Genomic DNA, 23,291 nt, shown 5'->3' with positions numbered 1-23,291 from the left:
GCGAACATTCATAGTCATCGGCTGTAGATAGTACCCCGTCCACACCCTGTGACACCCCTCACTGACCACGTGCGGTACCGTTCGATGCACTCAGGTCTGTAGAGACAGATCGAGATTTTCGTATCATAAGGGGACATCATCATGCAGGAGTTCACAACTCCCTCCATCACGACGGTTGATGAGAACGCCACCACCATCACCACCCTTCAGCGCTACCGCAAGGAGCGGCCCACGCTGCCCCTGTTCCGCAAGCGCTCGGGCGCCGGACAGTGGGTCACCGTGACCGCCAGCGCTTTTGCCGACGAGGTCGACGCCGTCGCCAAGGGCCTGATCGCGTCCGGCGTGAACCCGGGCGACCGCGTGGGTCTGCTCGCTGCCACCCGATACGAGTGGAGCGTCCTGGACTACGCCATCTGGCGTGCGGCCGGCACCACCATCGCCATCTACGAGACCTCCTCCCCCGATCAGTTGGACTGGATCCTCACCGACTCGGGCGCCTCGCTCCTGATCGTCGAGACCCCGAAGCATCGGGCCATCCACCAGGACGTCATCTCGGGCGCCTCGGCGCTCAAGGAGACCCTCGTCATCGACGAGGACGCCATCAACGTCCTGCGCAAGCGCGGCGCCGACCTCCCCGACAGCGTGCTCGACGAGCGCGAGGCGAACGCGAAGTCCTCCGACGCGGCCACCCTGATCTACACCTCGGGCACCACCGGCCGCCCCAAGGGCGTCGTCCTGACCCACGCGAACTTCCTCGAGGAGACCGCGGCCACCGCCAAGGCCGTCGGCACCGGCCTGGAGGAGGGCAAGTCGACGCTCCTCTTCCTGCCGCTCGCGCACGTCTTCGCCCGCGTCGTGGCGGTCGCCGCCCTGGAGAGCGGGGTGATCCTGGGACACACCAGTGACATCCCGAACCTGATCGCGGACTTCGACGTGTTCAAGCCGAACTACGTCCTGTCCGTCCCCCGCGTCTTCGAGAAGGTGTACAACACCGCCGAGCAGAAGGCGATCGACGGCGGCAAGGGCAAGATCTTCGCTCTCGCGGCCGACACCGCCATCGAGTACAGCCGCGCCGTCGAGAACGGCGGCCCGAGTCTGCTGCTGAAGGTCAAGCACACCGTGTTCGACAAGCTCGTCTACGGCAAGCTCCGTGCGGCGCTGGGCGGCAACTGCGAGGGCGCCATCTCCGGCGGCGGTCCGCTGGGCGAGCGCCTCGGCCACTTCTTCGCGGGCGCGGGCGTCCCGATCTTCGAGGGCTACGGCCTCACCGAGACCACCGCCGCGGTCACCGCGAACAACCACGAGCACCGCCGCATCGGTTCGGTCGGCCGCCCGGTCCCCAGCGTCACCGTGAAGATCGCGGACGACGGCGAGGTGCTGCTCAAGGGCGGCATGGTCTTCTCCGGCTACTGGCAGAACGAGAAGGCGACCGCCGACTCGATCGTCGACGGCTGGTTCCTGACCGGCGACATCGGCCGCCTCGAGGACGGCTACCTGTTCATCACCGGCCGCAAGAAGGAACTGATCGTCACCGCAGGCGGCAAGAACGTCTCGCCGGCACAGCTCGAGGACACCATCCGCGCGCACCCGCTGGTGAGCCAGTGCCTGGTCGTCGGCGACAAGCAGCCGTTCATCGCCGCACTGATCACGATCGACCCCGAGGCCGTCCCCGGCTGGCTCGAGCGCAAGGGCCTGCCTGCGTCGACTCCGATGAAGGAACTGATCGCCAACGCGGATCTGCGTGCGGAGATCGATTCCGCCGTCGCCGCGGCCAACAAGACCGTGTCGCACGCCGAGGCGATCAAGAAGTATGAAATCCTCGACACCGACTTCACCATCGAGACCGGCGAGCTGACGCCGACCATGAAGCTGAAGCGCAACGTGATCCACGACACCTACAAGCAGGCGATCGCCGACCTGTACTCGTAGCCGAAGGAGGGACGGGATGTGACGACCACTTCGCAGTCACCCTCCGTCTCACCGACCGACGACGGCGCACCGACATCACGTCCGGTGCGCCGTCGTCGGCCTTCCGGCCGCGATCTGGCGATCGATGCGACACGCGGTCTCGCGATCTGGAGCATGATCAGCCTCCACTTCGCCGACGGAACGGTCGCCGCGGTTCCCACCCACGCCTACCCCTACGTCGACGGCATGAGCGCCTTCGTCCTGCTGTCGGGCCTGGTACTCGGCATCGTCTACCAGCGATGGGTCGTGAAGTTCGGCCTGGGGTACGCGTTGCGGCGGCTCGCGAAACGTTTGGTGACGCTGTACGTGTGCCAGCTCGCCATCTCGTTGATCGCGGTCGCCGCGGCACAGGCGGTGGCGCCGCGGGAGTTCCGTGCACTGACGCAGCTTCCGCCCCACCCGAGCCTCGGCACCCTGCTCGAGTGGGCGGCGACCATGCGCTACCTGCCCAGCGGCGGGAACATCCTGGTGCTGTATCTGCTGTTGATGGCGTCGGCGCTGGTCGTGGTGCCGTTGCTCGCGAACCGCCTGTGGCCCGTCGTCCTGGGCGGATCGCTGGTGGTCTACGCGGCGACGATGATCTGGCCGACGGGAACCACCGGAACCAGCGTCCTGACGATCACGTCGTTCCCGGGCGGTCCGCCGATCCAGAACTGGGCGGCGTGGCAGATCCTGTTCGTCCCTGCGATCGTCATCGGCTGGCGGTGGGACGCCTGGCGACTACCCGAACTGATCGACCGATGGCTCGTGCCCCTGCTGGTCGTCACCATGATCGTCGGCCTGACCGTCGAAGACGCCGTGATGAGCGAGGACCTCCGCCCGCACCTGGTGCTGTTGGTCGACAAGGTGGATCTGGGGCCGGTGCGAGCCGTCCTGTCGTTCCTCGTGGTGACCTGCGTGTACGGCGTCTTCCGCTCCGCCTTACGCTGGATGCGTCGCGATCTGCTGCGTCCGCTGGTGGCCACCGGTGCCCGCAGTCTCGACTCCTACGTGCTGCAGGCCGTGTGTCTGCTCGCGATCCCGATCCTCATCGTGGACCGACCGTGGAAGCCGGCGCCGGCCGTCCTCATCGCGCTGGCAGTGTTCGCGGCGTGCTGGGTGTGGGCCGAGTGCCGCGCCCGGTGGGGCGTCGACAAACTGCATCGCGCGCCGATGCTGCTGGCGACGTCCGTCAGGAAGGCGTGGGCGGCGAGGCAGGCCCGGAACGGAGAGCGATCAAGTGAGCGGCAGCGACAACCCGACGAACAGGCCGGACAAGAAGGTTCCCGGATCCATCGGTGAGCGGACGCTGAGCGTCCACGGCGGCAATCACGCCGACGGTGAAGGCGAGGCCATTCGCGTCCCGATCATCATGGCGAACTCGTATCACCTGCCCAAGGATCCGTCGACCATGGACTGGTCGAATCCCGAGCACCTGACGTACACCCGCAACACCGGCATCAATCAGATCGCTCTGCAGGACAAGCTGTGCGCCCTGGAGCACGGAGAGGACGCGGTCGCCCTCGCCACCGGCGTCGCGGCGCTGCACGCGGTCTTCTTCGGTCACGTGAGCGTCGGCGACCACGTGCTCGTCTCGGACACCACCTACGAGGCCACCTACAAGCTGTGGACGTCGCTGCTCCCCCGCAAGTACGGCATCGAGGCGACCTTCGTCGACATCACCGACCTCGACGCCGTCGTCGCCGCGATCCGTCCCAACACCAAGCTGATCGCGACCGAGGTGGTCGCGAACCCGACGACCAAGGTCGCCGACATCGCCGCGCTGGCCGCGATCGCCGACGCCCGCGGCATCGTCCTCATGGTCGACTCCACCTTCACCCCGCCGCCGCTGTACCGTCCGCTGGACGACGGCGCCGGCCTCGTCGTGCATTCGCTGACCAAGTACATCAACGGCCACGGCGACGCGATGGGCGGCGCCGTGATCGGTCGCGCCGATCTCGTCGACCCGATCCGTTCGGAGGCCATGGTCGACGTCGGCGGCGTGATCTCCCCGTTCAACGCCTGGCTCATCATGCGCGGCTCGGTGACGCTGCCCCTGCGTCTGCGTCAGCACCAGGAGACCGCACTGGAGCTGGCCCGCTTCCTGGAGGCGGACGACCGCGTCGCCTATGTGGCCTACCCGGGCCTCGAGAGCCACCCGCAGCACGAGGTCGCCAAGCGGCAGTTCGGCGATCCCGGCCGCGGCATCGGCGGGTACGGCGCCATCATGGCGTTCGCACTCAAGGGCGATCCGGCCACGCAGAGCCGGTTCGTCAACGACTTGAAGATCATCACCTCGGCGGTCTCCGTCGGACACGACGAGTCACTGATCGTCCACGTCGGCACCACCGGTCCCCGCGTCGCCGCATACCCGGAGGGCTTCAAGAAGTACGGCCATCTCCGCTTCTCGGTCGGACTCGAGGACGTCGACGATCTGAAGGCCGATCTGGCCGCTGCCCTGGACACCGCCTGCTCCGTGAGCTGAGCACCGCCCTACCGCAGCAGAAACCCCCGCACCGAGTCGGTACGGGGGTTTCGATGCCTTGGCGGTCAGTTCAACGGCACCCTGAGTCCGTCGGTCTCGCGCACCCAGCCGAAGGCCAGTGCCACCACGAGGACTGCTGCCGCAGCGAGGTAGCGGACCCAGTCGGTGTCGGCGACGACGACGGTGACGATCGGCGCGATCAACGCGATGATCATGGCCACGCGCACGCCCGGGTTCAAGCGATCCCACCGCGAGGTGGTGACGAGGTGATCCAGCTGTTCGGTGGTCATGTGCTTCCTGACGGTTGAGTTTCCCCTGTGAGCAATCACTCTCCCGGTCACGTCACCGCAAGTCGAGAAATTATCTCACCGTGAATTTTATTCGCGTCCGCTACCGGCCCTACCATTGACCAGTGCTGACGGCCATCGCTTCCTTCACCTTCGCGTCGCTCCTCCTGGTGCTGCTGCCCGGGCCCGACTCCCTCGTCGTGATGCGCGGGTTGGCACGCGACGGTCGCTCCGGCGGCATCCGCACCTCGCTCGGCGTCCTGGCCGGTCTGACCGTCTGGATCATCGCCGCGGTGCTCGGCCTCTCGGCGATTCTGCAGATGAGCGAGATCGGCTACGAGATCCTGAAGATCGTCGGCGGCTGCTACCTGGTGATCCTCGGCGCCCAGACGCTGTGGTCGATGTGGCGGATGCGCTCCGCCTCGCCGACCGGCGGGACCGTCGCGATGTCCGCTCCCGGCGGTCGTCGTGCGGGATTCTTCACCGGGTTCCTCACCGACATCCTGAACCCGAAGATCGGGATCATGTTCATCACGCTGCTCCCCGGCTTCGTGCCAGCCGGCTACTCCGCGGCCTGGACCACGCTGGGCTTCGGCCTCATCTACCTCGCGTTGACCTTCGTGTACTTCGCCGCGCTGGTGCTGGCCGCGGAGAAGATCGGGAAGTGGATGCAGACTCCGCGGATCCGCCGAGGCATCGACCTGGTCGCAGGCTTCGCGCTCGTCGGCTTCGGGATCCGCTTGGCGACGGAGTAGACCGCGCTCCTAATCAGCCCGATACAGGATCCCGCGGCCGATCGCCTCGCGGATCGCCGGCATCGCCACCTGCGCGAGTGCATCCGCCTCGACGCCGTGGAAGTCGGCGATGAGCGAGATCAGCGCGGCGAGCGGAACCTCGCCGCGGCAGCCCGCGAACAGTGCGGTCAGCACCTCGTCGACGGCGAGCACCGCGCCCGGGCCGCCCGGCCGGGTGACCGACGCGCTCACCTGCTGCCATCCGTCGTCACCGGGCAGCGACTGCGTCTCCAGGAACACCGGGGACGTGGAGAGCCGTGAGGCGAGGAGGTCGGCGTCGGAGTTGTCGCGGAGGAAGTCGCGTCGCGCCCAGAACGCCTGTGCCTCGAAGCCGGTCACCTCCTGGCCGGCCGCGGTGATCTCCTCGATCACGACGTCGGGCTGGCGCGGCTCGGCGGGCTTCCGGAAGGTGATCGACCCCATGCCGATGGCGACGATGTCTTCCTCTTCGAACCAGTCGAGCCAGCGGGCGCCGCGCTCGGCGGCGTCGACCACCGACTCCCCCGCATCCGAGACCCAGAGCGAGACGTAGCTGATCGGGTCGGCGAGCTCGCGCTGCACCACCCACGCGTCGAGCCCCGTCGCCTCGACCCACTCGCGGACCCGCTCGTCCCACGCGTCCACGTCGCGGACCACCCAGTTGGCGAGGATCTGCGCGACGCCGCCGGGATTCAGATGGTCGCCGATCTGCTCGATGAGCGCGCGGCTGATGCCGTCGCCGACCATGCCGGAGTCCCGGTAGATGTAATCCTGTGCGCCGGTGCCGACGACGAACGGCGGGTTGGAGACGATCAGGTCGAACGTCTCGTCGCCCACCGGGTCGAAGAGACTGCCGTCGCGGAGATCCCAGTCGAGGCCGTTGAGTCGCGCGGTGGCCGCGGCGAGCGCGAGCGCCCTGGCGTTGGTGTCGGTCGCGACGATCTGGTCGCAGTGCGACGACATGTGCAACGCCTGCACGCCGCAGCCGGTTCCGAGATCCAGTGCCCGCGCGAACGGCGTGCGGATCACGGCCTGGGCCAGCGACATCGACGCGCCGCCGATGCCCAGCACGTGGTCGTGCCGGACCGGTCCCGGCCGCATCGACGCGTCCTGGTCGGCGACGACCAGGTAGTCGGCCGCATCGCTGCCGTGCGGTCGGATGTCGAGGATTGCGCGCACACCGCCGTCGGCCTCCTCGATCACCTGCTGGTCGAGCAGTGCGGCGACGCCCACGTCCGGGAGCGCTGCGTCGACGTCGGCGGCCGGTTCGGTGGAGCCGAGCAGGAACAGTCGGATGAGGGTCGCGAGCGCGGCCTCGTCGTCGTCCGCGCGCCGCGTCTGCCGCAGCGCGGGCCACCACACTCCCCCGACCAGCGCCTGTCCGGCCTCGGGGCCGAGCAGTCCGTCGATGCCTTCCGACGAATAGCCCGCCGCGCGAAGACCTCGGCCCAGCGCATCGACGATTTCCGGAGCGTCCAGAGGGTAGCGAATCACCGCCTGAGCCTACCGGTACAGTGACACTGCATCACGGCACAGTCGTGCGCGCGCGAGTGGCGGAATTGGCAGACGCGCTGGATTTAGGTTCCAGTACTCGAAGAGTGTGAGGGTTCAAGTCCCTTCTCGCGCACCATCTCTCATCGTTGTTCGGGCCCCGCGACGGGGCTCCGATCAACGGTGGAACCTCGCGCGGTCAGGCAGGAGTGCACCGCACCACGGGAATCACCCGGTCGGTCCACGACTGGTACTGCCCCCACCCGGAGTAGTGCTTCACCAGCCGCGGCCACAGCTCGGCGCGCTCCGCATCGTCGACCTCGTGCGCGATCATCGGCATCGTGGTGGGGCCGCGCTGGATCCGAACGTGCGGATCGGCGCGCAGATTCAGCAGCCACATCGGGTTCTTCGGGAGCCCGCCCTGCGCGGCGACGAGCAGGACGTCGTCACCGTCGGCGACGTAGAGCAGCGCCTGCGTGCGCTCCTGCCCGGACTTCCGGCCGATGGTCGTCAGAAGGCAGAGATCGCGACCGCCGAGGCTGCCCATCACCCGCCCGCCGGTGCGGCGATAGAGCCACGAGTTCGACTGCGACATCGGTTTGAGCAGATACTTCGCGATCTTCGAAATGAAGAACGGGGTCTGTTTCTCAGCCATCGTGAGGCCTCCCGGGTCGGTTGTGGTCAGTCGAGAATTCGCTCTACACGTCGCGCTGGACGAGGCGCATACTCGAAGTATGTCCATTGTCCCACTTGGTATCTCCCACGTTCGTCTCACCGTCACCGACATCGAACGGTCGCGCGCCTTCTACGACGCCGTGTTCGGCCTGCCGGTCTTCGCCGAGGTCCCCGCCGACGCCGACGAGGCGACCAGGGAGAAGCTGGCCTTCCTCTTCGGCGGAGTGCTCTACCACGTGGGGAACAACCTGCTCGGACTGCGACCGGTCGCACCCGGCACCGACAGGTTCGACGAGAACCGCGTCGGCCTCGACCACATCTCCCTGTCCGTCGCGGACAAGGCCGCGATCGACGATGCGGCCGCAGCCCTCGACGCTCAGGGCATCGCGCACGAGCCGGTCAAGGACATCGGCGAGGCCTGGATCCTGGAGTTCCGCGACCCCGACAACATCGCGCTGGAACTGTTCGCGGTGAAGGGCTGACCGCTACTCGATCCGCACGCCCAGATGCGCCGCGAAGTGAGCGGCGAACCGGAGCGACTGCTCGTTGTCGATGGTGACGCCGCGCAGCCCGTCGAGGTGGCGCATGGTCTCGACGGAGAGGCCACGGAGATCGACGTCGCTGAGCTTGGCCTGATGCACCTCCAGGCTCGTGAGGGTGCAGTTCTCGAACGCCATGCGGGCGACAGTGGCCTCACTGAGATCCAACTCGTCGATGACGCAGTCGCGGAACAGGATGTCGCGCACATCGCTGCCGCGCAGGTTCACCAGTCCGAGCTTGGAGCCCTCGATCACCAGTGACCGCACCTTGCCCTCGAAGAGGTCGAAGGCGCCGATGCGGCTGCCGTTGATGCGGACGTTCCGAACCGAACTGCGCGGCAATGACATCCGCGGAGCGGTGACCGACGTGAGCACCGTGTCGAAGATGCGGCTGCCGTTCCATTCGACGTCCTCGACGGTGACGCCGGTCAGTTCGCAGTCGGTCAGCGTGATGCCGGACAGGTCGCGCGACACCAGTTCCACATCGTCGAAGCGACCGAACTCGACCGTCTCGTAGGCGGCCATCACCTCGGCGTCGAGGTCGTCGAGGCCGCTCAGCGCGAGGGAGTCGATCTTCGGTTTGCGGGTCAGTCGCGGGGAGGCCATGCCCGCGACTGTATCCGTTCGCGAATCCGCGCCGCCTGCTTGATCAGGTGGTTCCGCTCGGCGACGTCGCGTGCACGGTCGGCGGCCTCGACATACAGCCGCGCGGCCGCCGCCAGATCATCGTCGCGTTCTCGGAGATGCGCCTCGACCGCGGCGTACCGCGGCAGCGACGGATCGAGGTCCGACAGCGCCGCGAGACCCGCCCGCGGACCATCGGCCTCCCCGACCGCGACCGCCCGGTTCAGCCGGACGACCGGGGTGTCGGCCAGCGCGACGAGTTCGTCGTACCACTCGACGATCTGCACCCAGTCGGTCTCCTCGACGGTCTGCGCGTCCGCGTGCAGCGCCGCGATCGCCGCCTGCGCCTGGTACTCGCCGAGCCGATCGCGAGCCAACGCGTTCTGCAACACGCGGACACCCTCGGCGATCAACGCGGTGTCCCATCGGGCGCGGTCCTGCTCGGCGAGGGGGACCAGATCGCCGTCCGGACCGGTGCGCGCCGGGCGACGCGCGTGGTGCAGCAGCATCAACGCCAGCAGGCCCGCGACCTCCGGATGATCGACCGCCTCCGACAGTCCGCGCGTCAACCGGATGGCCTCCGCCGCGAGGTCGACGTCGCCGGAGTAGCCCTCGTTGAACACGAGGTACAGGGTCCGCAGGACGGTCGCGACATCGCCGGGAACGGTGAGCCGCTCCCCCGACACCGTCTTCTTGGCGCGGCTGATCCGCTGCGCCATGGTCGCCTCCGGCACCAGGTAGGCGTCCGCGATCTGCCGGGTGGTGAGACCGCCGACGGCGCGCAGGGTCAAGGCGACGGCCGACGACGGGCTCAGCGACGGATGTGCGCACAGGAAGTACAGCGTCAGCGACTCGTCGGCGTCGACGACGTCGCCCGCCACGGGCTCGGCCGCCGTGGTCTCCTCACGACGACGGCGCGCCGCCTCCGACCGCGTCGCATCCAGAAACTTCCGCCACGCGACCGTGACCAACCAGGCCTTCGGGTCGCGCGGCGGACGATCCGGCCAGCCGACGAACGCCTCGACCAGGGCCTCCTGGACGGCGTCCTCGGCCGCGGCGAAGTCGGCACCGCGACCGAGGAGGATCGTCAGGACCTGCGGTCCCAGCGTGCGGATGAGGTCGGAGTCCACGGACGCGACCGGATCAGGCGTCGGAGCCGGGGACGTCGTCGTAGAAACGACGCAGCTCGAGCCACTCGTGCAGCGGACGACCGCCGGCACCGGGTGCCGCGGAGAGTTCCCCGGCCAGCTCCACGGCGCGGTCGTAGGTGTCGACGTCGATGATCATCCACCCGGCGATCAGATCCTTGGTCTCGGCGAACGGACCGTCGGTGACCGGCGGCTTCCCCTCCCCGCCGTATTGCACCCACGCACCTTCCGGGGCGAGTGCCTGCGAGGCGACGAACTCTCCGGTCTCGACGAGGCGATGCGCGAAGTCGTTCATGTACTGCATGTGCGCGGTCACCTCGTCCGGCGTCCACTCCGACATCGGGACGTCGTTGCGGGCGGCCGGCGCGCCGCGGTAGTGCTTCAGCATCAGGTACTTGGCCATGACGATTCTCCTGCGTTGGCGCGACCCGGTTGGTCGCGTTCACACCTGGGACGGCGCGGACGGCGAGTTCTCGACATCATCGCCAGAATATTTCTTGCGACACGATTGCGACAGAGCTGCGACGCCGCAGACGCGGAGCCGCCGAATCCGAACGCCAGCATGGTCGGCATGACCACACGAATCGCTCCCCTCATCGTCGGCGCTGCCGCGCTCGCCGCGATGGCCGTCGTCTATCAAGTGCTCGTCGTCTCGTATTCGGGACAGGTGGTGGACCACGACGCGATGCTCACCCTCGGCGCGCTGACCGGGCACGACGTGCCGACGTTCGGCACCCTCGGCCGCCTGCAGATACCGATCCTGTTCGCCGCGGCGGCGGTGATCGCGGCCGTCTGCCTCGGTCGACGATCCGTCCGACTGTTCGCCAACGCCTGCCTGGTCGTGCTCGGCACCACCGTCGCCGCTGTGATCCTGCAGGCCGGCCTCGACCGCCCGACCCTCGGCATCGGGCAGCTCAACTCGTTCCCGTCGAAGACGGTCGCCGCGTTCACCGCCGTGGCCATCGCGATCTGCGCGGTGGTGCCGCGTCGGGTGCTCCCCGCCGTCGCTCCGATCGTCCTGACCGTCGTCGCCGCGGTGTCGGCGGGTGTCGTGAGCCTGCTCTGGCATCGGCCGTCCGACGTCATCGGCGGAGTCCTGCTGGCCGTCGCCGTCGCCGCGCTCGCCGAATACGCGGTGCCGGTCTGGACCCGCGCGCATCGCCGGGTCGGGCCGGCCGGTGTGCCAGACTGGCGGCAGCCACTGCGAGGGTGAAGGGATGCAGCGCGGGTGAACCTCCTTCTGATCGAAGACGATCCGAGCATCGTCGCCGCGCTCGAGCTGTCGCTCACCCGACTCGGCTACGCCGTGACGACCGCCGACCGCGATCCCGGGGCCGATCTGCCGACGCTGGTTCACGCCGCGGACGCCGTGGTCCTGGACATCGGCCTGCCCGGTGAGGACGGCTTCGGACTGTGCCGCCGCATCCGGACGTTCAGTGCGGTGCCGATCCTGATGCTGACCGCGCGGGGCGACGACATCGACATGGTCGCCGGTCTGGAGTCCGGTGCCGACGATTACGTGTTGAAGCCCGTCAGCCCCCGAGTTCTGGACGCGCGGATCAAAGCGAACGTGCGCAGGGTCGAGACGACCGTCGAACCCGCCGCATCGTCGACGGAGACTCTCGGCGATCTGGTCCTCGACCGCGACGCCGCCGACGTCCTCCGCGACGGTGTCTCGCTCGGGCTGAGCCCCACCGAGAAGCGGCTGGTCTTCGCCTTCGCCGATCACCGCGGTCAGGTTCTGAGCCGCGATCAACTCCTGCGCCTCGCCTGGGATCAGGACTTCCTCGGCGACTCCCGCCTGGTCGACAACGCGATCCAACGGCTGCGGTCCAAAGTCGACTCGACCGACGGTCCCAGCCACATCGAGACGGTTCGCGGCTTCGGCTATCGGTTCGTGCCGTGATCACCCGCGTCCGCTCCAGCCTGAAGCTGCGAGTCCTGCTCGGCATCGTCCTCGTCGTCGCGATGACTGCGGGCGGTGTCGGTGCAGCGTTGGCGATCACCGCGCGGTCGTGGGCGTACCAGGACGCGCAGGACCAGGCGCTCGACACCTTCGAGCAGGAGATGGCTGCGGCGCGCGGGATGGGAGCCCCGTCCGGCGGCACGACGCCCGATGCCACGACACGGTACGCGCAGTATCCGGTCGACGCGATCATCGTCGTCGACGGCCGCGTGGTCCGCGATCCGGTCGGTGCGGCCTCCGCCATCCCGACCGACATCCGCGACGCCGTCGAACGCACCACCGCCCTGTACCGCTTCTCCCGGATCTCGGACGGTCGCGTCGCCATCGGTTATCAACCGCAGCAGGGCGACGGCGAGTCGGTGTTCGTCGTCCGATCCCTCGGCGAGGTCTCCGCGCGCATCGCGCACCTCACCCGGCTGGTCGTCGTTGCGGTGGCGATCGCCGCCGCCATCGGTCTTCTCGCGGGTCTGCTCGTCATGCGATCGGTTCTGCAGCCGTTGCGCCGCGTGACGCGGACGGCGGGCGCGGTCGCCGGCGGCGACCGCGCGGTCCGCATGCCCGACACCGACATCCGCGAACTGCACGACCTCACCGTCACCTTCAACGACATGCTGGACAAGCACGACCGCTCCCTCGCAGTGCTGCGCGAACAGGAGCAGCGGGCGCAGCGCTTCGCGTCCGACGTCTCTCACGAACTCCGTTCCCCGCTGGCCGCGCTGGTGCCCGCCGCCGAAGTCCTCGAAGAGGAGTTGGCCGACGACGCCGGGGTCCGCGGCCGGGCCGCCAGATTGGTCGGCACGGAGGTCACGTCCTTGTCCGCGCTGGTCGACGATCTGCTCGAGATGGCGCGCCGCGATGCGGGGACCGCGGAGATCCACGTCGAGGAGATCGACGTCGCGGAGGTGCTGGCGGCCGCGCTCCGTCAGCGCGGCTGGGAGCGAGTTCCGCTCACCATGGGCGACGTCACGACGTTCCCTACCGACCGACGACGGCTGGTCGCCGTCGTGACGAACCTCGTCGGCAACGCGCTGCGGCACGGCGGCGAACCGGTGAGCGTGGACGTCGCCCGCTCATCCGATGCGCTCTCGGTGACCGTGACCGACCACGGAGACGGCGTCACGCCCGACCATCTCCCGCACATCTTCGAGCGCATGTACAAGGCGTCGGACGCACGCACTCGGACGGGAGGTGCGGGAATCGGACTGGCGATCGCTCGGGAGAATGCTCGTCTGCTCGGCGGCGACGTCGTCTACGTGCGAGACGGCGAGGTCACCCGTTTCGTGGCGACGTTTGCGACCGACACCGCTTAGACGCGCTGCGACTCCGGCTCTGCGGTCCGCCCCATCGCTCGGCCGGCCATCCAGTAGGCCTGGGTGTGCATGGTCGACTTGCTCTGCGCGTGCTCCTGGGCCAGCCGCTTCTTGGCGAGCCTGGTCGCCTTGCTCTCCGCGGTCACCCAGGTGTGCCATCCGCGGTAGTCGTCGGCTGCGTCGATCGCGTCGACCAGTGCACGGCGGTCCGGCGTGGACCGCACCCAGTCGACGACGAGTCCGTCACGGGTCGGCAGCGGAAGGACGCGGTCGTCGTCGTTGCTGTGCTCGATCACCACGCGCACCGGGACACCGACCGGGATCGCGTCGATGAGCGTCGTGAATGCCGGCCACGAGGCGACGTCGCCCATCAGCAGGTAGCCGCGGGGGCTGTCCTCGGCCGTGGCGACGTCGTGCCCGTCGCCGCCGAGCCTCGTCATCAGCAGCTCGTCGCCCACCTCCGCCGAGCGCGCCCAGGTCGAGGCCGGGCCGGCCGGGTCGTGAACGAGGAAGGCGAGGCCGAACGTCCCGGCGGCCGGATCCGCGTCGAGCAGCGTGTAGCCGCGCTGATGCATCTTCGACGGGTGCGTCAGATCGGGGAACCACGCGCGGATCCAGGCGGACGGCTTCTCGCCCGCTTGGTGCAGGATGCCGTCGCACTGGAAGTCGATGCGCACCATGTGGTCGGTGATCCATCGGATGCTCGTCACGGTTGCCGGGTGGTTCTTGGCGCCCAGCGCGCGGAGCATCGCTCCCTGGAATCCCTTGCCCATCTCTGTCCCATCGTCGGTCTCGCGCCCTGATCTAAGTTTAGGCTTAGCTTATTTGTAGCAGACTCGTGGCCAAGCGCACATCTCCGGCACCGTCGTGGACTCGGGGAACGCTGAAAGACCGGGTACCGTCGATTACGTGGACCACACCCCTTCGACCTCGGCTCGTCGCCACCGCCCCGCGCTGATCGCGCTGGTGGTCGTGGCTGCGGTGACCTGCCTGCTGCTGGCCTGGTGGCAGTGGGATCGTTTCGAATCCTCATCCGGCACCGGACAGAACCTCGGATATGCGCTGCAGTGGCCGGCGTTCGCCGTCGCCGTGATCTACGCCTACCGCCGCTTCGTGGTGATGGAGGCCGATCCCGACGCCGAGCGATCGGCTGAGCCGACCGAGATCCCCGAAGGCGTTCTGCCGCCGCGGCCGACCGCTGCGGACCCGTCGGTGTCGGCGATCGTCGACGCCGCCCCCGACGACGAGGCCGCCGCGTACAACAGGTATCTGGCCGACCTCCACAAGCACCCCACGCACGACTGATGAAGGACTCCGACGTGACCGAGACCGCCAAGCCGACCGACGACGCCAAGAAGGACGGCACCGTCACGGCGACCCTCCCCCAGATCCGCAGCGCCCTGTTCCGCTACCGCCTGCTCGCGTGGATCACCGGTGTGTGGCTGCTGCTCCTGGTGGCGGAGATGGTCGCGAAGTACGGCTTCGACGTCGAGGGTTTCGGCTGGGTCGGCATCGCTCACGGCTGGATCTACTTCGTCTACCTGATCTGCACCGTCGACCTCTCGATCAAGGTCCGCTGGCCGCTCGGCAAACTGGTGCTGACGGCACTCGCCGGCACCATCCCGTTCCTCTCGTTCTGGTTCGAGCACATCCGCACCCGCGAGGTGAAGGCGGAGTTCGCCCTGGACAAGTAGGCGCACCTGCAAAAGGAGAACGTCCCCCTCGATTCCTCGAGGGGGACGTTCTCTTTCCGCTGGTTGAGCGAGCGAAGCGAGTCGAAACCCCGCCGACTCCGCTGCCCCTACCCCGCAGCGAGCTCCCGCAGCGCGGGAACCAACTGCGCGAGCGCCTTGCCGCGATGGCTGAGTGAATCCTTCTCCTCCGCGGTCAGTTCCGCCGAGCTGCGACCGGCGGCCACCTCGTCGTCCGGGATGAACAGCGGGTCGTAGCCGAAGCCGTTCGCGCCGCGTTCCTCGCGGACGACGGTGCCGCGCCACTCGCCGCGCACCACGGTCTCGGTGCCGTCCGGAAGCACCAGGGCGCACACCGAGACGAAGGCCGCTCCGCGTCGTTCGTCGGGGACGTCGCCGAGCTGCGCGAGCAGCAGTCCGTTGTTCGCCGCGTCGCCCTTGCCGCCGCTCCACCGCGCGGACAGGACGCCCGGCATGCCGTTGAGCGCGTCGACCGCCAGGCCGGAGTCGTCGGCCAGCGACGGCAGGCCCGACTTCGCAGCCGCGACCCGCGCTTTGATGAGCGCGTTGTCCTCGAAGGTCGCGCCGTCTTCGACGGGCTCCGGGTACGGCTCCACGTCGGCGAGGCCGAGCACCTCGAGCCCGGTGATCCCGGCCGCTTCGACGACGCGTCGCAGTTCGCCGAGCTTCTTGGCGTTGTTGGACGCCAGAAGAATCTTCGCGGTCACTTGTCGGCGCCGGGAAGCTCGCCCGGGTACGGCTGCGCGAGGACCTCGCGCTGCGCCTCGACGATCTTCTCGATGCTGGCGGTGGCGACGTCGAGCATCTTGTCGAGGGTCGCGCGCGGGAAGGTGGCGCCTTCGCCGGTGCCCTGGATCTCGACGAGGGTGCCCGCGTCGGTGGCGACGACGTTCATGTCGACCTCGGCGCGCGAGTCCTCCTCGTACGGGAGGTCGACGCGGACGCGGCCGTCGACCACGCCGACGCTGATCGCGGCGATGATGCACGACAGCGGCTGCGGGTCGGCGAGCTTGCCGCGGGCCGCGAGGTAGGTGACGGCGTCGGCCAGCGCGACGTACGAGCCGCTGATCGCGGCGGTGCGGGTGCCGCCGTCGGCCTGCAGGACGTCGCAGTCGATGGCGATGGTGTTCTCGCCGAGAGCGGCGAGGTCGATGCACGCGCGGAGCGAGCGGCCGATCAGGCGGCTGATCTCGTGGGTACGTCCACCGATCTTGCCTCGGACCGATTCACGCTTGGAACGCTCGTGCGTCGCCGCGGGGAGCATCGAGTACTCGGCGGTGAGCCAGCCCAGGCCCGATCCGCGCCGCCACGAGGGCACGCCCTCGGTGACGGATGCGGTGCACATGACGCGCGTGTTCCCGAACTCCACCAGCACCGACCCTGCCGGGTGCGAGGTGAAACCGCGGGTGAACTTGATCGGCCGGAGTTCGTCGTCGGCCCTGCCATCTGCTCGTGAAGTCACGCCTTCGACTTTACTGGACCCCGCGTTTCCTGCAGCGCGCCCGCTCTCCGCCGTATCCGCGTAGTTCGCCGAGATCCGCGTAGTTCGCCGTCAGAAGCTGTGTTCTGAATCCAGCTTCTGACGGGTAGTTACGCGGATGCTTCGGACGCGGCCCGCTACCTCGGGACGAACTCAGCGAAGCGCTGGTAATAGGAGTCCTGGAAGGCACGGAACGTGTCGCGCAGGAAGCCCGGCTCGTCCTCGTACTGCGCAAGCCCGCGGTAATAGAACTCCTTATGCGAGTCGAGTACGACGAACGGCATGATCCCGTTCTGCAGACACTGCTGAAACAGCACTATCCGGCCGACGCGGCCGTTGCCGTCCTGGAACGGATGGATGATCTCGAAGCGATGATGAAAGTCGACGATCTCGTCGAAGGTCATGGACCCGGGCTCGGACGTATCGCTGAGCAGACTCTCGATTGCAGCTCCGACGTCCTCAGGGCGGACCGTCGTACGGTCGCCCACCGCGTTGGGAACGCGCTTCCAATCGCCGACCGCGAACCAGTCTGCACGTGCTTGCGCTGTCCCAGTCTTCAGAATCCGGTGGTACGACTTCAAGATCGTTGCGGACAACGGCTGATCGTATTGATCGACAATGGTGTCGAACAGTTCAAAGCTATTGGCGGTCTCGACCACGTCGTCGACGGGCACCGCGTCGCCGCTGACCGTGCGGGTCTCGTAGATGTAGCGGGTCTGGTCCTCGTCGAGCCGACCGCCTTCGATCCGGTTGCTGTTGTACGCCATCAGGATCTGATTCAGGTGGTACAGGCCTCCCTTGAGCTTCATCCGACGCTGCTCGCGAAGCGCTTCCGCGAAACGCGCAGGATCGATTGGATACTCCTCGCTCACGCCTCCCCCTCGACTCGAATCCCTCTGCTGCTCTCAGCTTACGGAGTCGGCCGACAGGGTCGACGCAAGCGTGTCAACAAGGCTCATGCTCGCCGATCTGCGGCCGACTCCGCCCACTCGGCATCGTCTTCAGCATCCGCCTCCGTGTCGCAAACGCCGCCGATCAGCACCTCATCGACGTCAAAGTCGACGTCTTGGATCGTCGATGCCTCAGCTCTTCCCGATCACTCCGCGTCATCGTTCCTCGCTACTTCGACGACGATCGACTCCCTACGACGGCTGAACATCGAACACCTTGGTCACCTCGTCACCGTAATCATTGATGACCTTCACCGCGATGCGTCCGGTCGACGGCCGTGCGAACGGGCGAGACTCCGTGCGGTACAGCGACGCCCAGGCGTCCGCGTCGATGTCAGCCTTCAGCGACGTCTTCAGCTTCTTGTACGGGTCGTTGCCGCCGGTGAAGTAGCAGTGTCGGACGAAGAACGACTCACCGTTGTAGTCGGTATCGATCATCCACAGCGCGATCTGGCCGGTGTCCTTACTGCGCACCTCACCCTTGGTCGGGTCGTAGACGTCGACGCCGAGCAGATCGACAATCAACTGGCCGCCCTCGGAGTCGCGAATCACGATGTCCGGCTCGCCGAAGACCGTGAAGAGGTTGCCTGCGCCGGTCTTCTTGAGGTCCTCGCCCATCAGCAGATCGGCGTTCATCCGGACCAGCAGAACGGGAAGCCGACCGAGCTTTCGCTCCCCCGCGACCTCCGCGAAGCCCTCGTCCGACGCGTCGACGGTCACGCCGTCTTCTGTCGTGGCCGACGTCGCCTGCGGGTCGAAGGCGAAAGCCAGGACGCAGAGCATGTCGACGTCGGGATTGGCGAGCGCTTCCTTTGCGGCGGCCTTGATGAAGCGCGCGTCGACGGTGCCGTACTGCGGGCCGAGCGCCAGTGCGACGCTCATCGCTGTGCCGTCATCAGCTTCGCGGGTGTCGGCGATCGCCTGGACGTACTCACCAGCGTGCTCGTTAAGCGCCGCGAACTCGATGCGCTCGGAACGACGACCGTTCTGGATGCCGGCCTGCGCGAGGTTGTCGAAGATCGACCGCTCGAAACCCGGCCCCTCGGGATCGCTCTCGCCGGTGGCCTCGGAGATCGATTCCCCGGCCTCGTGCTGCACGTCGGGATCGAAGCTCACCGAGCGGTAGGGCGACAGACTCTCGACTGTGAACGGACCAGAGACTCGGACCTTCTTCTTGTCCTCGTACGGCTTGTCGTAGAGGTACTCGAAATCGGCGTGCCGCTTGATCGCCGCATCGATCTCCTCGCGACTCATCCCCTCGACGATGTCGGGGTTGTTCGCGATCGACTTCAGGGTGATGTGCTGGACCCGCTCGTAGACGAAACCGTGACGGATGTCGCCGCCCGTCGGCAGGTCCGGATCGTGCGGGACGCCCGAGACCTCTGCCTCCTTCGCCTTTCCTTCCGGAGTGTCGGAGATCAGGTAATAGGGGTACTTGGCGCCCATCAAGCGCTGGCGAGCGAGAGCGAATGCCACACGAGAGGTGTCCATCGTGATCCAGCGGCGCCCCCATTGTTCGGCGACGTAGGCTGTGGTGCCGGAGCCGCAGGTCGGGTCGAGGACGAGGTCGCCTGGGTCGGTTGCCATCAAAATGCACCGTTCAATCGGCTTAAGGCTAGTTTGCACTACATATGTGGGCCCGCTGGCGGGAGCAGTATCGAACCAAGGATTCGTGAGCTTCTTGAATGGAAAGTCATCGTGGTAGCTAATAAACCTCGGGCTATCACCTTCGACGAACAGCCGGTCGACTTGCGCAAGCGCAGTCATCTTCTCAGGTGACGTGACCCAGCATTGCCCACGTGAAGGTCGATAGGTCACGCCACCAAAGTCAAAATCGAAGACATTCGTCTCGGAATACGACGGAGCCCATTGAGAGATAGTTCCAAAAATTCGCAATCCCTGCCCCAGATTGGCTGGGTCTCGCCGCTCTTCCGTAGTCAACCCTCGTCGATTCCCGCTTGCGTCTTCAACACCCGTCCAGCGACCATTTCGATCAGGGGTCGTTGGCAAGTACATCTGCCGGTACTTCAGCGCATCCTTGGCCCGCGCGAACCAAACGATGTGATCATGCATTCGCTCAAGGGTTTTTGACCCGAGCGGCATCAGCTTCTTCCTGAACACGATCTGGCTGACGAAATTCTCCGCCCCAAACACCTCATCCATCAGCGACCGCACGACATGCACGTTCTCGTCGCCAATCTGAACGAAACACGACCCGCTCTCGGTCAGCAGGTCACGCGCAGCGACAAGACGGTCCCGCAGATACGACAGATACGTGTGGATCCCGTCAGCCCACGTGTCACGGAAAGCCTTGATCTGCTCCGCCTCTCGCGCGGCATGCTCCAGCTTCCCGTCCTTCACATCCCGCTTCCGCGCCGACACCTGCCAGTTCGAGTTGAACTTGATGCCGTAGGGCGGGTCGATGTAGACCATCTGTACCTTGCCGCGCAGCGACTCGCGCTCAGCGAGGGACGCCATCGCCTGCAGCGAGTCGCCGAGGATCATGCGGTTCGACCAATTGGCCCGGTGCTCGTAGAACTCGACCTGGGAGAGTTCGTCGAGGCCGTCGAAGTTGTCGAACAGCGAGAGCTCGGGCTCGTCCTCAGGCTTCGCTGCGGTACGACGCAGGTTCTCGACGAGGACGCGTGGATCGATCTTCTCCTGGATGAAGATCGGCGGCGCGTCGACGACGAGGTCTTCGCTGTCCTGCGCATCTGCGCCGCGCCAGACGAGCTGGGGATCGAGTGCCGGGTCGCGCGGATAGCGAACCGGCTGCACCTGCTCGCTCGCGTCGTCGTAGAACTCCTGCGCATCGGCGGTCGGGATGTTGGACCTCGTCTCCTGGTGTCCGATCGATTCGACGGGAGTGGGTCCGGCGGGCTTCCTAGTTCGCGCCACTGTGCACCTCAGTCTTTCGGCGATCGAGGGTGTCGAGCAGGTCGGGGTCGCCGATGATCGGCTCACCCGTGTACACGCTCGTGATTGCTTCGTTCAAAACGTCACCGGCGGTGACCATCTCGGTGATCTCGACGTATCCCCACACGCCGAAGCCGCCGTGGTTGTTGATCGCCGGGCACCAGGTGTCGCGGGCAGTGCGTGCCTTCTCGTGCGTCGGCCCCAACGGTTTCTGTCCGCCTGACACTTCGACGATCAGGTGTCGGTCGAACTTCTCTCCTTCGGCTTTTCGCAGCCGCAGGATGAAGTCGGGAACGTACGAGTGCGTCCGTCCCTTGTGGATGTACGGGATCTCGAAACCGAGGTGATCGTTCTTCACGAACGAAGCCACCCGCGGATTCAACTCACACAACTGCGCCAGAATCTGTTCCCACGTGTTCCCGCCCGACGGCCCGTCGAGCACGCAGTGCGACACCTGCGACTTCTGCGCCGGAATCGCCGGCTTGCGCGTGAAGAAGGAGACTTCGGCGGTCGTGCCGACGGGGTCAAACGCCCGAAGCACCGCCCGCGCATGCGGCTTCCTCGCGTCCGGGTAACGCTGGATGACGTTGACGATCTCTTCGCACGCCTTGCCGCGGAGTTCGGTCAGGGTCAGGAGCGCTGACGCCTTGTGTCCATCGCGTTCCTCCACGCAGTTCTCCAGCCACAGATCAGCGATCTTCAAGAGTTGCGGGAACATCCACGGCCGGAGGTTGCCGCCGTCCTGGAAGTAGCGAGTGAGCAGATCCTCGGCGATCTTGTACGCGATCTCCTGTCTGCGGACGCCGACGCGGTGATTCATCTCGTCGCGCTCACCCCCGCCGACGATGCCTTCGGACTCCGTCCACGTCGGCACCTCGCTGGCGCCGATGACGAACTTCTGCGCATGGTCGACGTCGAAGACGAGCTCTGGATCCGGAAGTTCGAGGCGGTATCCCTCGACTCGCGGGAAGCGGATCTCCAAGTGGTCGCGTCCCGGCAACGAGCGCACGTGCAACGTGGGCTCCGGCGGCTTCGGATCCTTGGTCGGCTTGTCCGACGGGATGAAGGAGAACGGGATGCCGTAGACGTTCGCGTACTCGGGCTCGAAACGTCCGTCCTCGTTCACCGCGTACGACCGCCTGCGCAGACCACGCCCGACCACCTGCTCGCACAGCAGCTGCGACCCGAATGCTCGGACACCGAGAATGTGCGTGACCGTGTTGGCGTCCCAGCCTTCGGTCAGCATCGCGACGCTGACCACGCAGCGCACCTGCGCGCCGAGCTTCCCCTGCTTGCCGACGGTGTTCATCACCTCCCGGAGAATCTCTTCATCCGTGATCTTCTCGGCGTCGGCACCGGGATGGTCGATGCGGTACTGCGCCTTGAACGCGTCGATCTCGCCGGAGGCGACCTTCTTGAAGTCGTCCTTCAGCGCCTCGCCCGACTCCAGCTGTTCCGAGTCGACGAGGATCGTCCGCGGCCGGGCGAGATGGCGGCCGGCGTCGTCGAAGTTCTTGAACAGCTCCAGCTTCCCGGAACGAACCACGCCGTCCTCGCCCGCGAGCTCCCATCCGCCGATCCACTCGTACACCAGCTTCGAGACCGCGGTGTTGGGGCAGACGACGATGAAGACCGGTGGCGTCTCGCCGTACGGTTCCAGTTCGCGCTGCCAGTGCGCGTAGGCGCGCTCGTAGCTCCGATACAGGCTGTACAGCGATCCTTCGAGAACCGCGGGCAGCGGCAGCTCGTCGAGCGTCACCTTAAGGCCCTTGCGCTTCGGCAGCTGCTTCCCGATGTGATCCCACAGGTGCAGGTAGCTGACCTGATCGCTTGACGAGTCGTCGTCGACCGGAGTCCGCGGGATCTTGACGATCCCCGACTCGATGGCATCCATCAGAGAGAAGTCGCTGACCGTCCAACTGAAGAGGGTGCCTTGGTTGTAGCCGGAGCCGGAGAGGAAGTACGGCGTCGCGGAGAGGTCGAAGACGTGCTTGACGCCGACCTTCTTCGCCACCGCTGCGATGCCGCGGAACCAGACACGGGCATCCGCGTCGGCGTCGGCCTGCTCCTTCGTGATCTCGCCGGAGGTGACGGGCTTGTCCTGGTAGCAGTGATGAGCCTCGTCGTTGATGACGACGATCTCGCCCTTCGACGACCCGAAGTCGCGCAGCACTCGCGCAACGACGGCTTCCTCTGTCTCCTTGAAGACCGACGCCGACTCCCCCGGCCTCAGCAGCTTCTTCGTGTTTGCCGCGACGCCCTTGAACTCCTTTGATTCGCGGGGAAGGAACGCGTGGTAGTTCGTGATGACGATCTGCGCGCGGTCGAGCCCGCCCTCGAGGTCTGCTGGAACGAGGTCGCGGATCTTGTAGTAGGTGCGTGGATCTTGTTGAGGACCTGCCAGGCGATCAGCATGCCCATCACGACGGTCTTGCCCGCGCCCGTCGCCATCTTCAGCGCGATCCGAGGAAGGCCGCGATTGAACTCGTCATTGGTCGACGCGAGACGCCGTCGCCAGTCGGTGTAGCCGTGCCGCCCCGCGACCTCCGCGAGGAAGATCGCTGTCTCCGCAGCCTCCCGCTGACAGAAGAGAACGCGGTTGTCGCGGGTCGGGTCCGCCCAGTGCATCAGAAGTTTGCGGCTGATCGGGGTGACGAAGGGGTACTGGCCACCCATGCGCCACTTGGTGACGTCGCGTCGAACCTCGTTGATGAGGTCGTTGGTCTCGATCCGCTCGCCCGTCCCGAAGTCGAGCGCTTCCTGAACCCCCTTGCGGCTCCGCCCTTTTCGCTCAACCGCGATCGGAACGAAGGACTGGCTAGGACGTCGCCCATGCGCCGTCTCCCCCGTCGGGTGGCCGTTCTCATCGATGACGAAGTGCTCGTGGGGTTCCTCGTACGGAGAGTTTATGACCGGGTTGTCGATGATTCCGGCCATATCGGACTTCCCTCCCGCCATGTAAACAAGGTTTCCCCATGTATACATTGT

Annotated in this window: 21 protein-coding genes, 1 tRNA gene and 1 pseudogene; 11 read left to right on the top strand and 12 right to left on the bottom strand. The window is 66.8% G+C overall.

Going from position 1 to position 23,291, the window contains the following annotated elements; all coding sequences use genetic code 11:
• The first annotated feature begins 141 nt into the window (after window positions 1-141).
• From ACH46_RS07530 to ACH46_RS07520, 3 genes are read left to right on the top strand one after another with little or no spacing between them, the layout of a single operon-like run.
• Complete coding sequence (locus tag ACH46_RS07530; RefSeq protein ID WP_193392955.1) at window positions 142-1,929, top strand: AMP-dependent synthetase/ligase; 1,788 nt, start codon at window positions 142-144, stop codon at window positions 1,927-1,929.
• A gap of 18 nt (window positions 1,930-1,947) precedes the next feature.
• Window positions 1,948-3,249 carry an OpgC domain-containing protein gene (gene opgC / locus ACH46_RS07525; RefSeq protein ID WP_226995798.1) on the top strand — a complete coding sequence of 434 codons (1,302 nt, stop codon included), beginning with the start codon at window positions 1,948-1,950 and terminating at the stop codon, window positions 3,247-3,249.
• The gene (locus tag ACH46_RS07520) at window positions 3,188-4,432 is read left to right on the top strand and encodes a trans-sulfuration enzyme family protein (protein WP_062392362.1); all 1,245 of its coding nucleotides are present in this window, start codon (window positions 3,188-3,190) and stop codon (window positions 4,430-4,432) included. The genes opgC and ACH46_RS07520 overlap by 62 nt, the downstream gene beginning before the upstream one ends.
• Before the next feature lie 65 nt (window positions 4,433-4,497).
• Here ACH46_RS07520 and ACH46_RS07515 read toward each other — a convergent pair whose 3' ends face one another.
• Window positions 4,498-4,722 carry a hypothetical protein gene (locus ACH46_RS07515; protein ID WP_062392361.1) on the bottom strand — a complete coding sequence of 75 codons (225 nt, stop codon included), beginning with the start codon at window positions 4,720-4,722 and terminating at the stop codon, window positions 4,498-4,500.
• Between the two features lie 122 nt (window positions 4,723-4,844).
• Between ACH46_RS07515 and ACH46_RS07510 the strand changes: the two genes are divergently transcribed.
• Window positions 4,845-5,474 carry a LysE family translocator gene (locus ACH46_RS07510; protein WP_062392360.1) on the top strand — a complete coding sequence of 210 codons (630 nt, stop codon included), beginning with the start codon at window positions 4,845-4,847 and terminating at the stop codon, window positions 5,472-5,474.
• Window positions 5,475-5,483: 9 nt separating this feature from the next.
• Here the strand turns inward: ACH46_RS07510 and ACH46_RS07505 are convergent, their stop codons facing one another.
• Window positions 5,484-6,986, bottom strand: coding sequence for a DUF7782 domain-containing protein (locus ACH46_RS07505; protein WP_062392359.1), 1,503 nt, complete (start codon window positions 6,984-6,986; stop codon window positions 5,484-5,486).
• 50 nt (window positions 6,987-7,036) lie between these two features.
• Here ACH46_RS07505 and ACH46_RS07500 point away from each other — a divergent pair.
• Window positions 7,037-7,122 (top strand) — tRNA-Leu (locus ACH46_RS07500).
• 60 nt (window positions 7,123-7,182) lie between these two features.
• Here ACH46_RS07500 and ACH46_RS07495 read toward each other — a convergent pair.
• Entirely contained in the window at window positions 7,183-7,638 is a 456-nt protein-coding gene (locus ACH46_RS07495; RefSeq protein ID WP_062392358.1) for a nitroreductase family deazaflavin-dependent oxidoreductase, read from the bottom strand.
• Window positions 7,639-7,717: 79 nt separating this feature from the next.
• Here ACH46_RS07495 and ACH46_RS07490 point away from each other — a divergent pair, with 79 nt between their 5' ends.
• Entirely contained in the window at window positions 7,718-8,140 is a 423-nt protein-coding gene (locus ACH46_RS07490; RefSeq protein ID WP_062392357.1) for a VOC family protein, read from the top strand.
• 3 nt (window positions 8,141-8,143) lie between these two features.
• On the opposite strand, the gene ACH46_RS07485 is transcribed toward ACH46_RS07490, so the two are convergent.
• From ACH46_RS07485 to ACH46_RS07475, 3 genes are read right to left on the bottom strand one after another with little or no spacing between them, the layout of a single operon-like run.
• Window positions 8,144-8,803 (bottom strand): pentapeptide repeat-containing protein, encoded by a 660-nt coding sequence (locus ACH46_RS07485; protein WP_062392356.1) that lies wholly within the window; start codon window positions 8,801-8,803, stop codon window positions 8,144-8,146.
• On the bottom strand, window positions 8,785-9,951 hold the full coding sequence (locus ACH46_RS07480) for an RNA polymerase sigma factor (protein ID WP_062392355.1): 1,167 nt from the start codon (window positions 9,949-9,951) through the stop codon (window positions 8,785-8,787). Before ACH46_RS07480 ends, ACH46_RS07485 begins: the two co-directional genes overlap by 19 nt.
• A 13-nt stretch (window positions 9,952-9,964) precedes the next feature.
• Window positions 9,965-10,372, bottom strand: coding sequence for a YciI family protein (locus tag ACH46_RS07475; protein WP_062392354.1), 408 nt, complete (start codon window positions 10,370-10,372; stop codon window positions 9,965-9,967).
• A 168-nt stretch (window positions 10,373-10,540) separates the two neighbouring features.
• Between ACH46_RS07475 and ACH46_RS07470 the strand changes: the two genes are divergently transcribed.
• Genes ACH46_RS07470 through ACH46_RS07460 form a run of 3 tightly spaced genes read left to right on the top strand, consistent with a single transcriptional unit; the run spans window position 10,541 to window position 13,245 of the window.
• On the top strand, window positions 10,541-11,182 hold the full coding sequence (locus tag ACH46_RS07470; RefSeq protein ID WP_157851021.1) for a phosphatase PAP2 family protein: 642 nt from the start codon (window positions 10,541-10,543) through the stop codon (window positions 11,180-11,182).
• Between the two features lie 15 nt (window positions 11,183-11,197).
• Complete coding sequence (locus ACH46_RS07465; RefSeq protein WP_062392352.1) at window positions 11,198-11,875, top strand: response regulator transcription factor; 678 nt, start codon at window positions 11,198-11,200, stop codon at window positions 11,873-11,875.
• Window positions 11,872-13,245: a sensor histidine kinase gene (locus ACH46_RS07460; RefSeq protein ID WP_062392351.1), complete on the top strand. Its 1,374-nt coding sequence runs from the start codon at window positions 11,872-11,874 to the stop codon at window positions 13,243-13,245. The genes ACH46_RS07465 and ACH46_RS07460 overlap by 4 nt, the downstream gene beginning before the upstream one ends.
• Here ACH46_RS07460 and ACH46_RS07455 read toward each other — a convergent pair.
• Window positions 13,242-14,018 (bottom strand): siderophore-interacting protein, encoded by a 777-nt coding sequence (locus ACH46_RS07455; RefSeq protein ID WP_082399481.1) that lies wholly within the window; start codon window positions 14,016-14,018, stop codon window positions 13,242-13,244. The genes ACH46_RS07460 and ACH46_RS07455 overlap by 4 nt on opposite strands.
• Window positions 14,019-14,154: 136 nt before the next feature.
• Between ACH46_RS07455 and ACH46_RS07450 the strand changes: the two genes are divergently transcribed.
• Together ACH46_RS07450 and ACH46_RS07445 are read left to right on the top strand one after the other, a co-directional pair.
• Complete coding sequence (locus ACH46_RS07450; RefSeq protein WP_062392350.1) at window positions 14,155-14,550, top strand: hypothetical protein; 396 nt, start codon at window positions 14,155-14,157, stop codon at window positions 14,548-14,550.
• 14 nt (window positions 14,551-14,564) lie between these two features.
• A complete protein-coding gene (locus ACH46_RS07445) occupies window positions 14,565-14,939 on the top strand; it encodes a DUF3817 domain-containing protein (protein WP_062395115.1) in 375 nt (124 codons plus the stop codon).
• 107 nt (window positions 14,940-15,046) lie between these two features.
• On the opposite strand, the gene rdgB is transcribed toward ACH46_RS07445, so the two are convergent.
• From rdgB to ACH46_RS07420, 5 genes and pseudogenes are all read right to left on the bottom strand, one after another.
• A complete protein-coding gene (gene rdgB / locus ACH46_RS07440; protein WP_062392349.1) occupies window positions 15,047-15,664 on the bottom strand; it encodes an RdgB/HAM1 family non-canonical purine NTP pyrophosphatase in 618 nt (205 codons plus the stop codon).
• On the bottom strand, window positions 15,661-16,419 hold the full coding sequence (rph, locus tag ACH46_RS07435; RefSeq protein WP_062392348.1) for a ribonuclease PH: 759 nt from the start codon (window positions 16,417-16,419) through the stop codon (window positions 15,661-15,663). The genes rdgB and rph overlap by 4 nt, the downstream gene beginning before the upstream one ends.
• 155 nt (window positions 16,420-16,574) lie before the next feature.
• Window positions 16,575-17,309 (bottom strand): Fic family protein, encoded by a 735-nt coding sequence (locus tag ACH46_RS07430; protein ID WP_226995797.1) that lies wholly within the window; start codon window positions 17,307-17,309, stop codon window positions 16,575-16,577.
• A 270-nt stretch (window positions 17,310-17,579) separates the two neighbouring features.
• On the bottom strand, window positions 17,580-20,285 hold the full coding sequence (locus tag ACH46_RS07425; protein WP_062392347.1) for a site-specific DNA-methyltransferase: 2,706 nt from the start codon (window positions 20,283-20,285) through the stop codon (window positions 17,580-17,582).
• Window positions 20,272-23,240: pseudogene (locus ACH46_RS07420) on the bottom strand (BPTD_3080 family restriction endonuclease). Before ACH46_RS07420 ends, ACH46_RS07425 begins: the two are co-directional and overlap by 14 nt.
• Window positions 23,241-23,291 lie beyond the last annotated feature (51 nt).

The organism is Gordonia phthalatica (genome assembly GCF_001305675.1).
In the GTDB taxonomy this organism is placed as follows: domain Bacteria; phylum Actinomycetota; class Actinomycetes; order Mycobacteriales; family Mycobacteriaceae; genus Gordonia; species Gordonia phthalatica.
The sequence above is the reverse complement of the archived record's forward strand: the minus strand, read 5'-3'. Positions and strand labels throughout refer to the sequence as shown.

Excerpts from the sequence above, each read along its gene's own strand:
- ACH46_RS07530 (WP_193392955.1), top strand. The coding sequence starts at position 142 with ATGCAGGAGTTCACAACTCCCTCCATCACGACGGTTGATGAGAACGCC.
- ACH46_RS07515 (WP_062392361.1), bottom strand. The coding sequence starts at position 4,722 with ATGACCACCGAACAGCTGGATCACCTCGTCACCACCTCGCGGTGGGAT.
- ACH46_RS07495 (WP_062392358.1), bottom strand. The coding sequence starts at position 7,638 with ATGGCTGAGAAACAGACCCCGTTCTTCATTTCGAAGATCGCGAAGTAT.
- ACH46_RS07490 (WP_062392357.1), top strand. The coding sequence starts at position 7,718 with ATGTCCATTGTCCCACTTGGTATCTCCCACGTTCGTCTCACCGTCACC.
- ACH46_RS07485 (WP_062392356.1), bottom strand. The coding sequence starts at position 8,803 with ATGGCCTCCCCGCGACTGACCCGCAAACCGAAGATCGACTCCCTCGCG.
- ACH46_RS07475 (WP_062392354.1), bottom strand. The coding sequence starts at position 10,372 with ATGGCCAAGTACCTGATGCTGAAGCACTACCGCGGCGCGCCGGCCGCC.
- ACH46_RS07470 (WP_157851021.1), top strand. The coding sequence starts at position 10,541 with ATGACCACACGAATCGCTCCCCTCATCGTCGGCGCTGCCGCGCTCGCC.
- ACH46_RS07455 (WP_082399481.1), bottom strand. The coding sequence starts at position 14,018 with ATGGGCAAGGGATTCCAGGGAGCGATGCTCCGCGCGCTGGGCGCCAAG.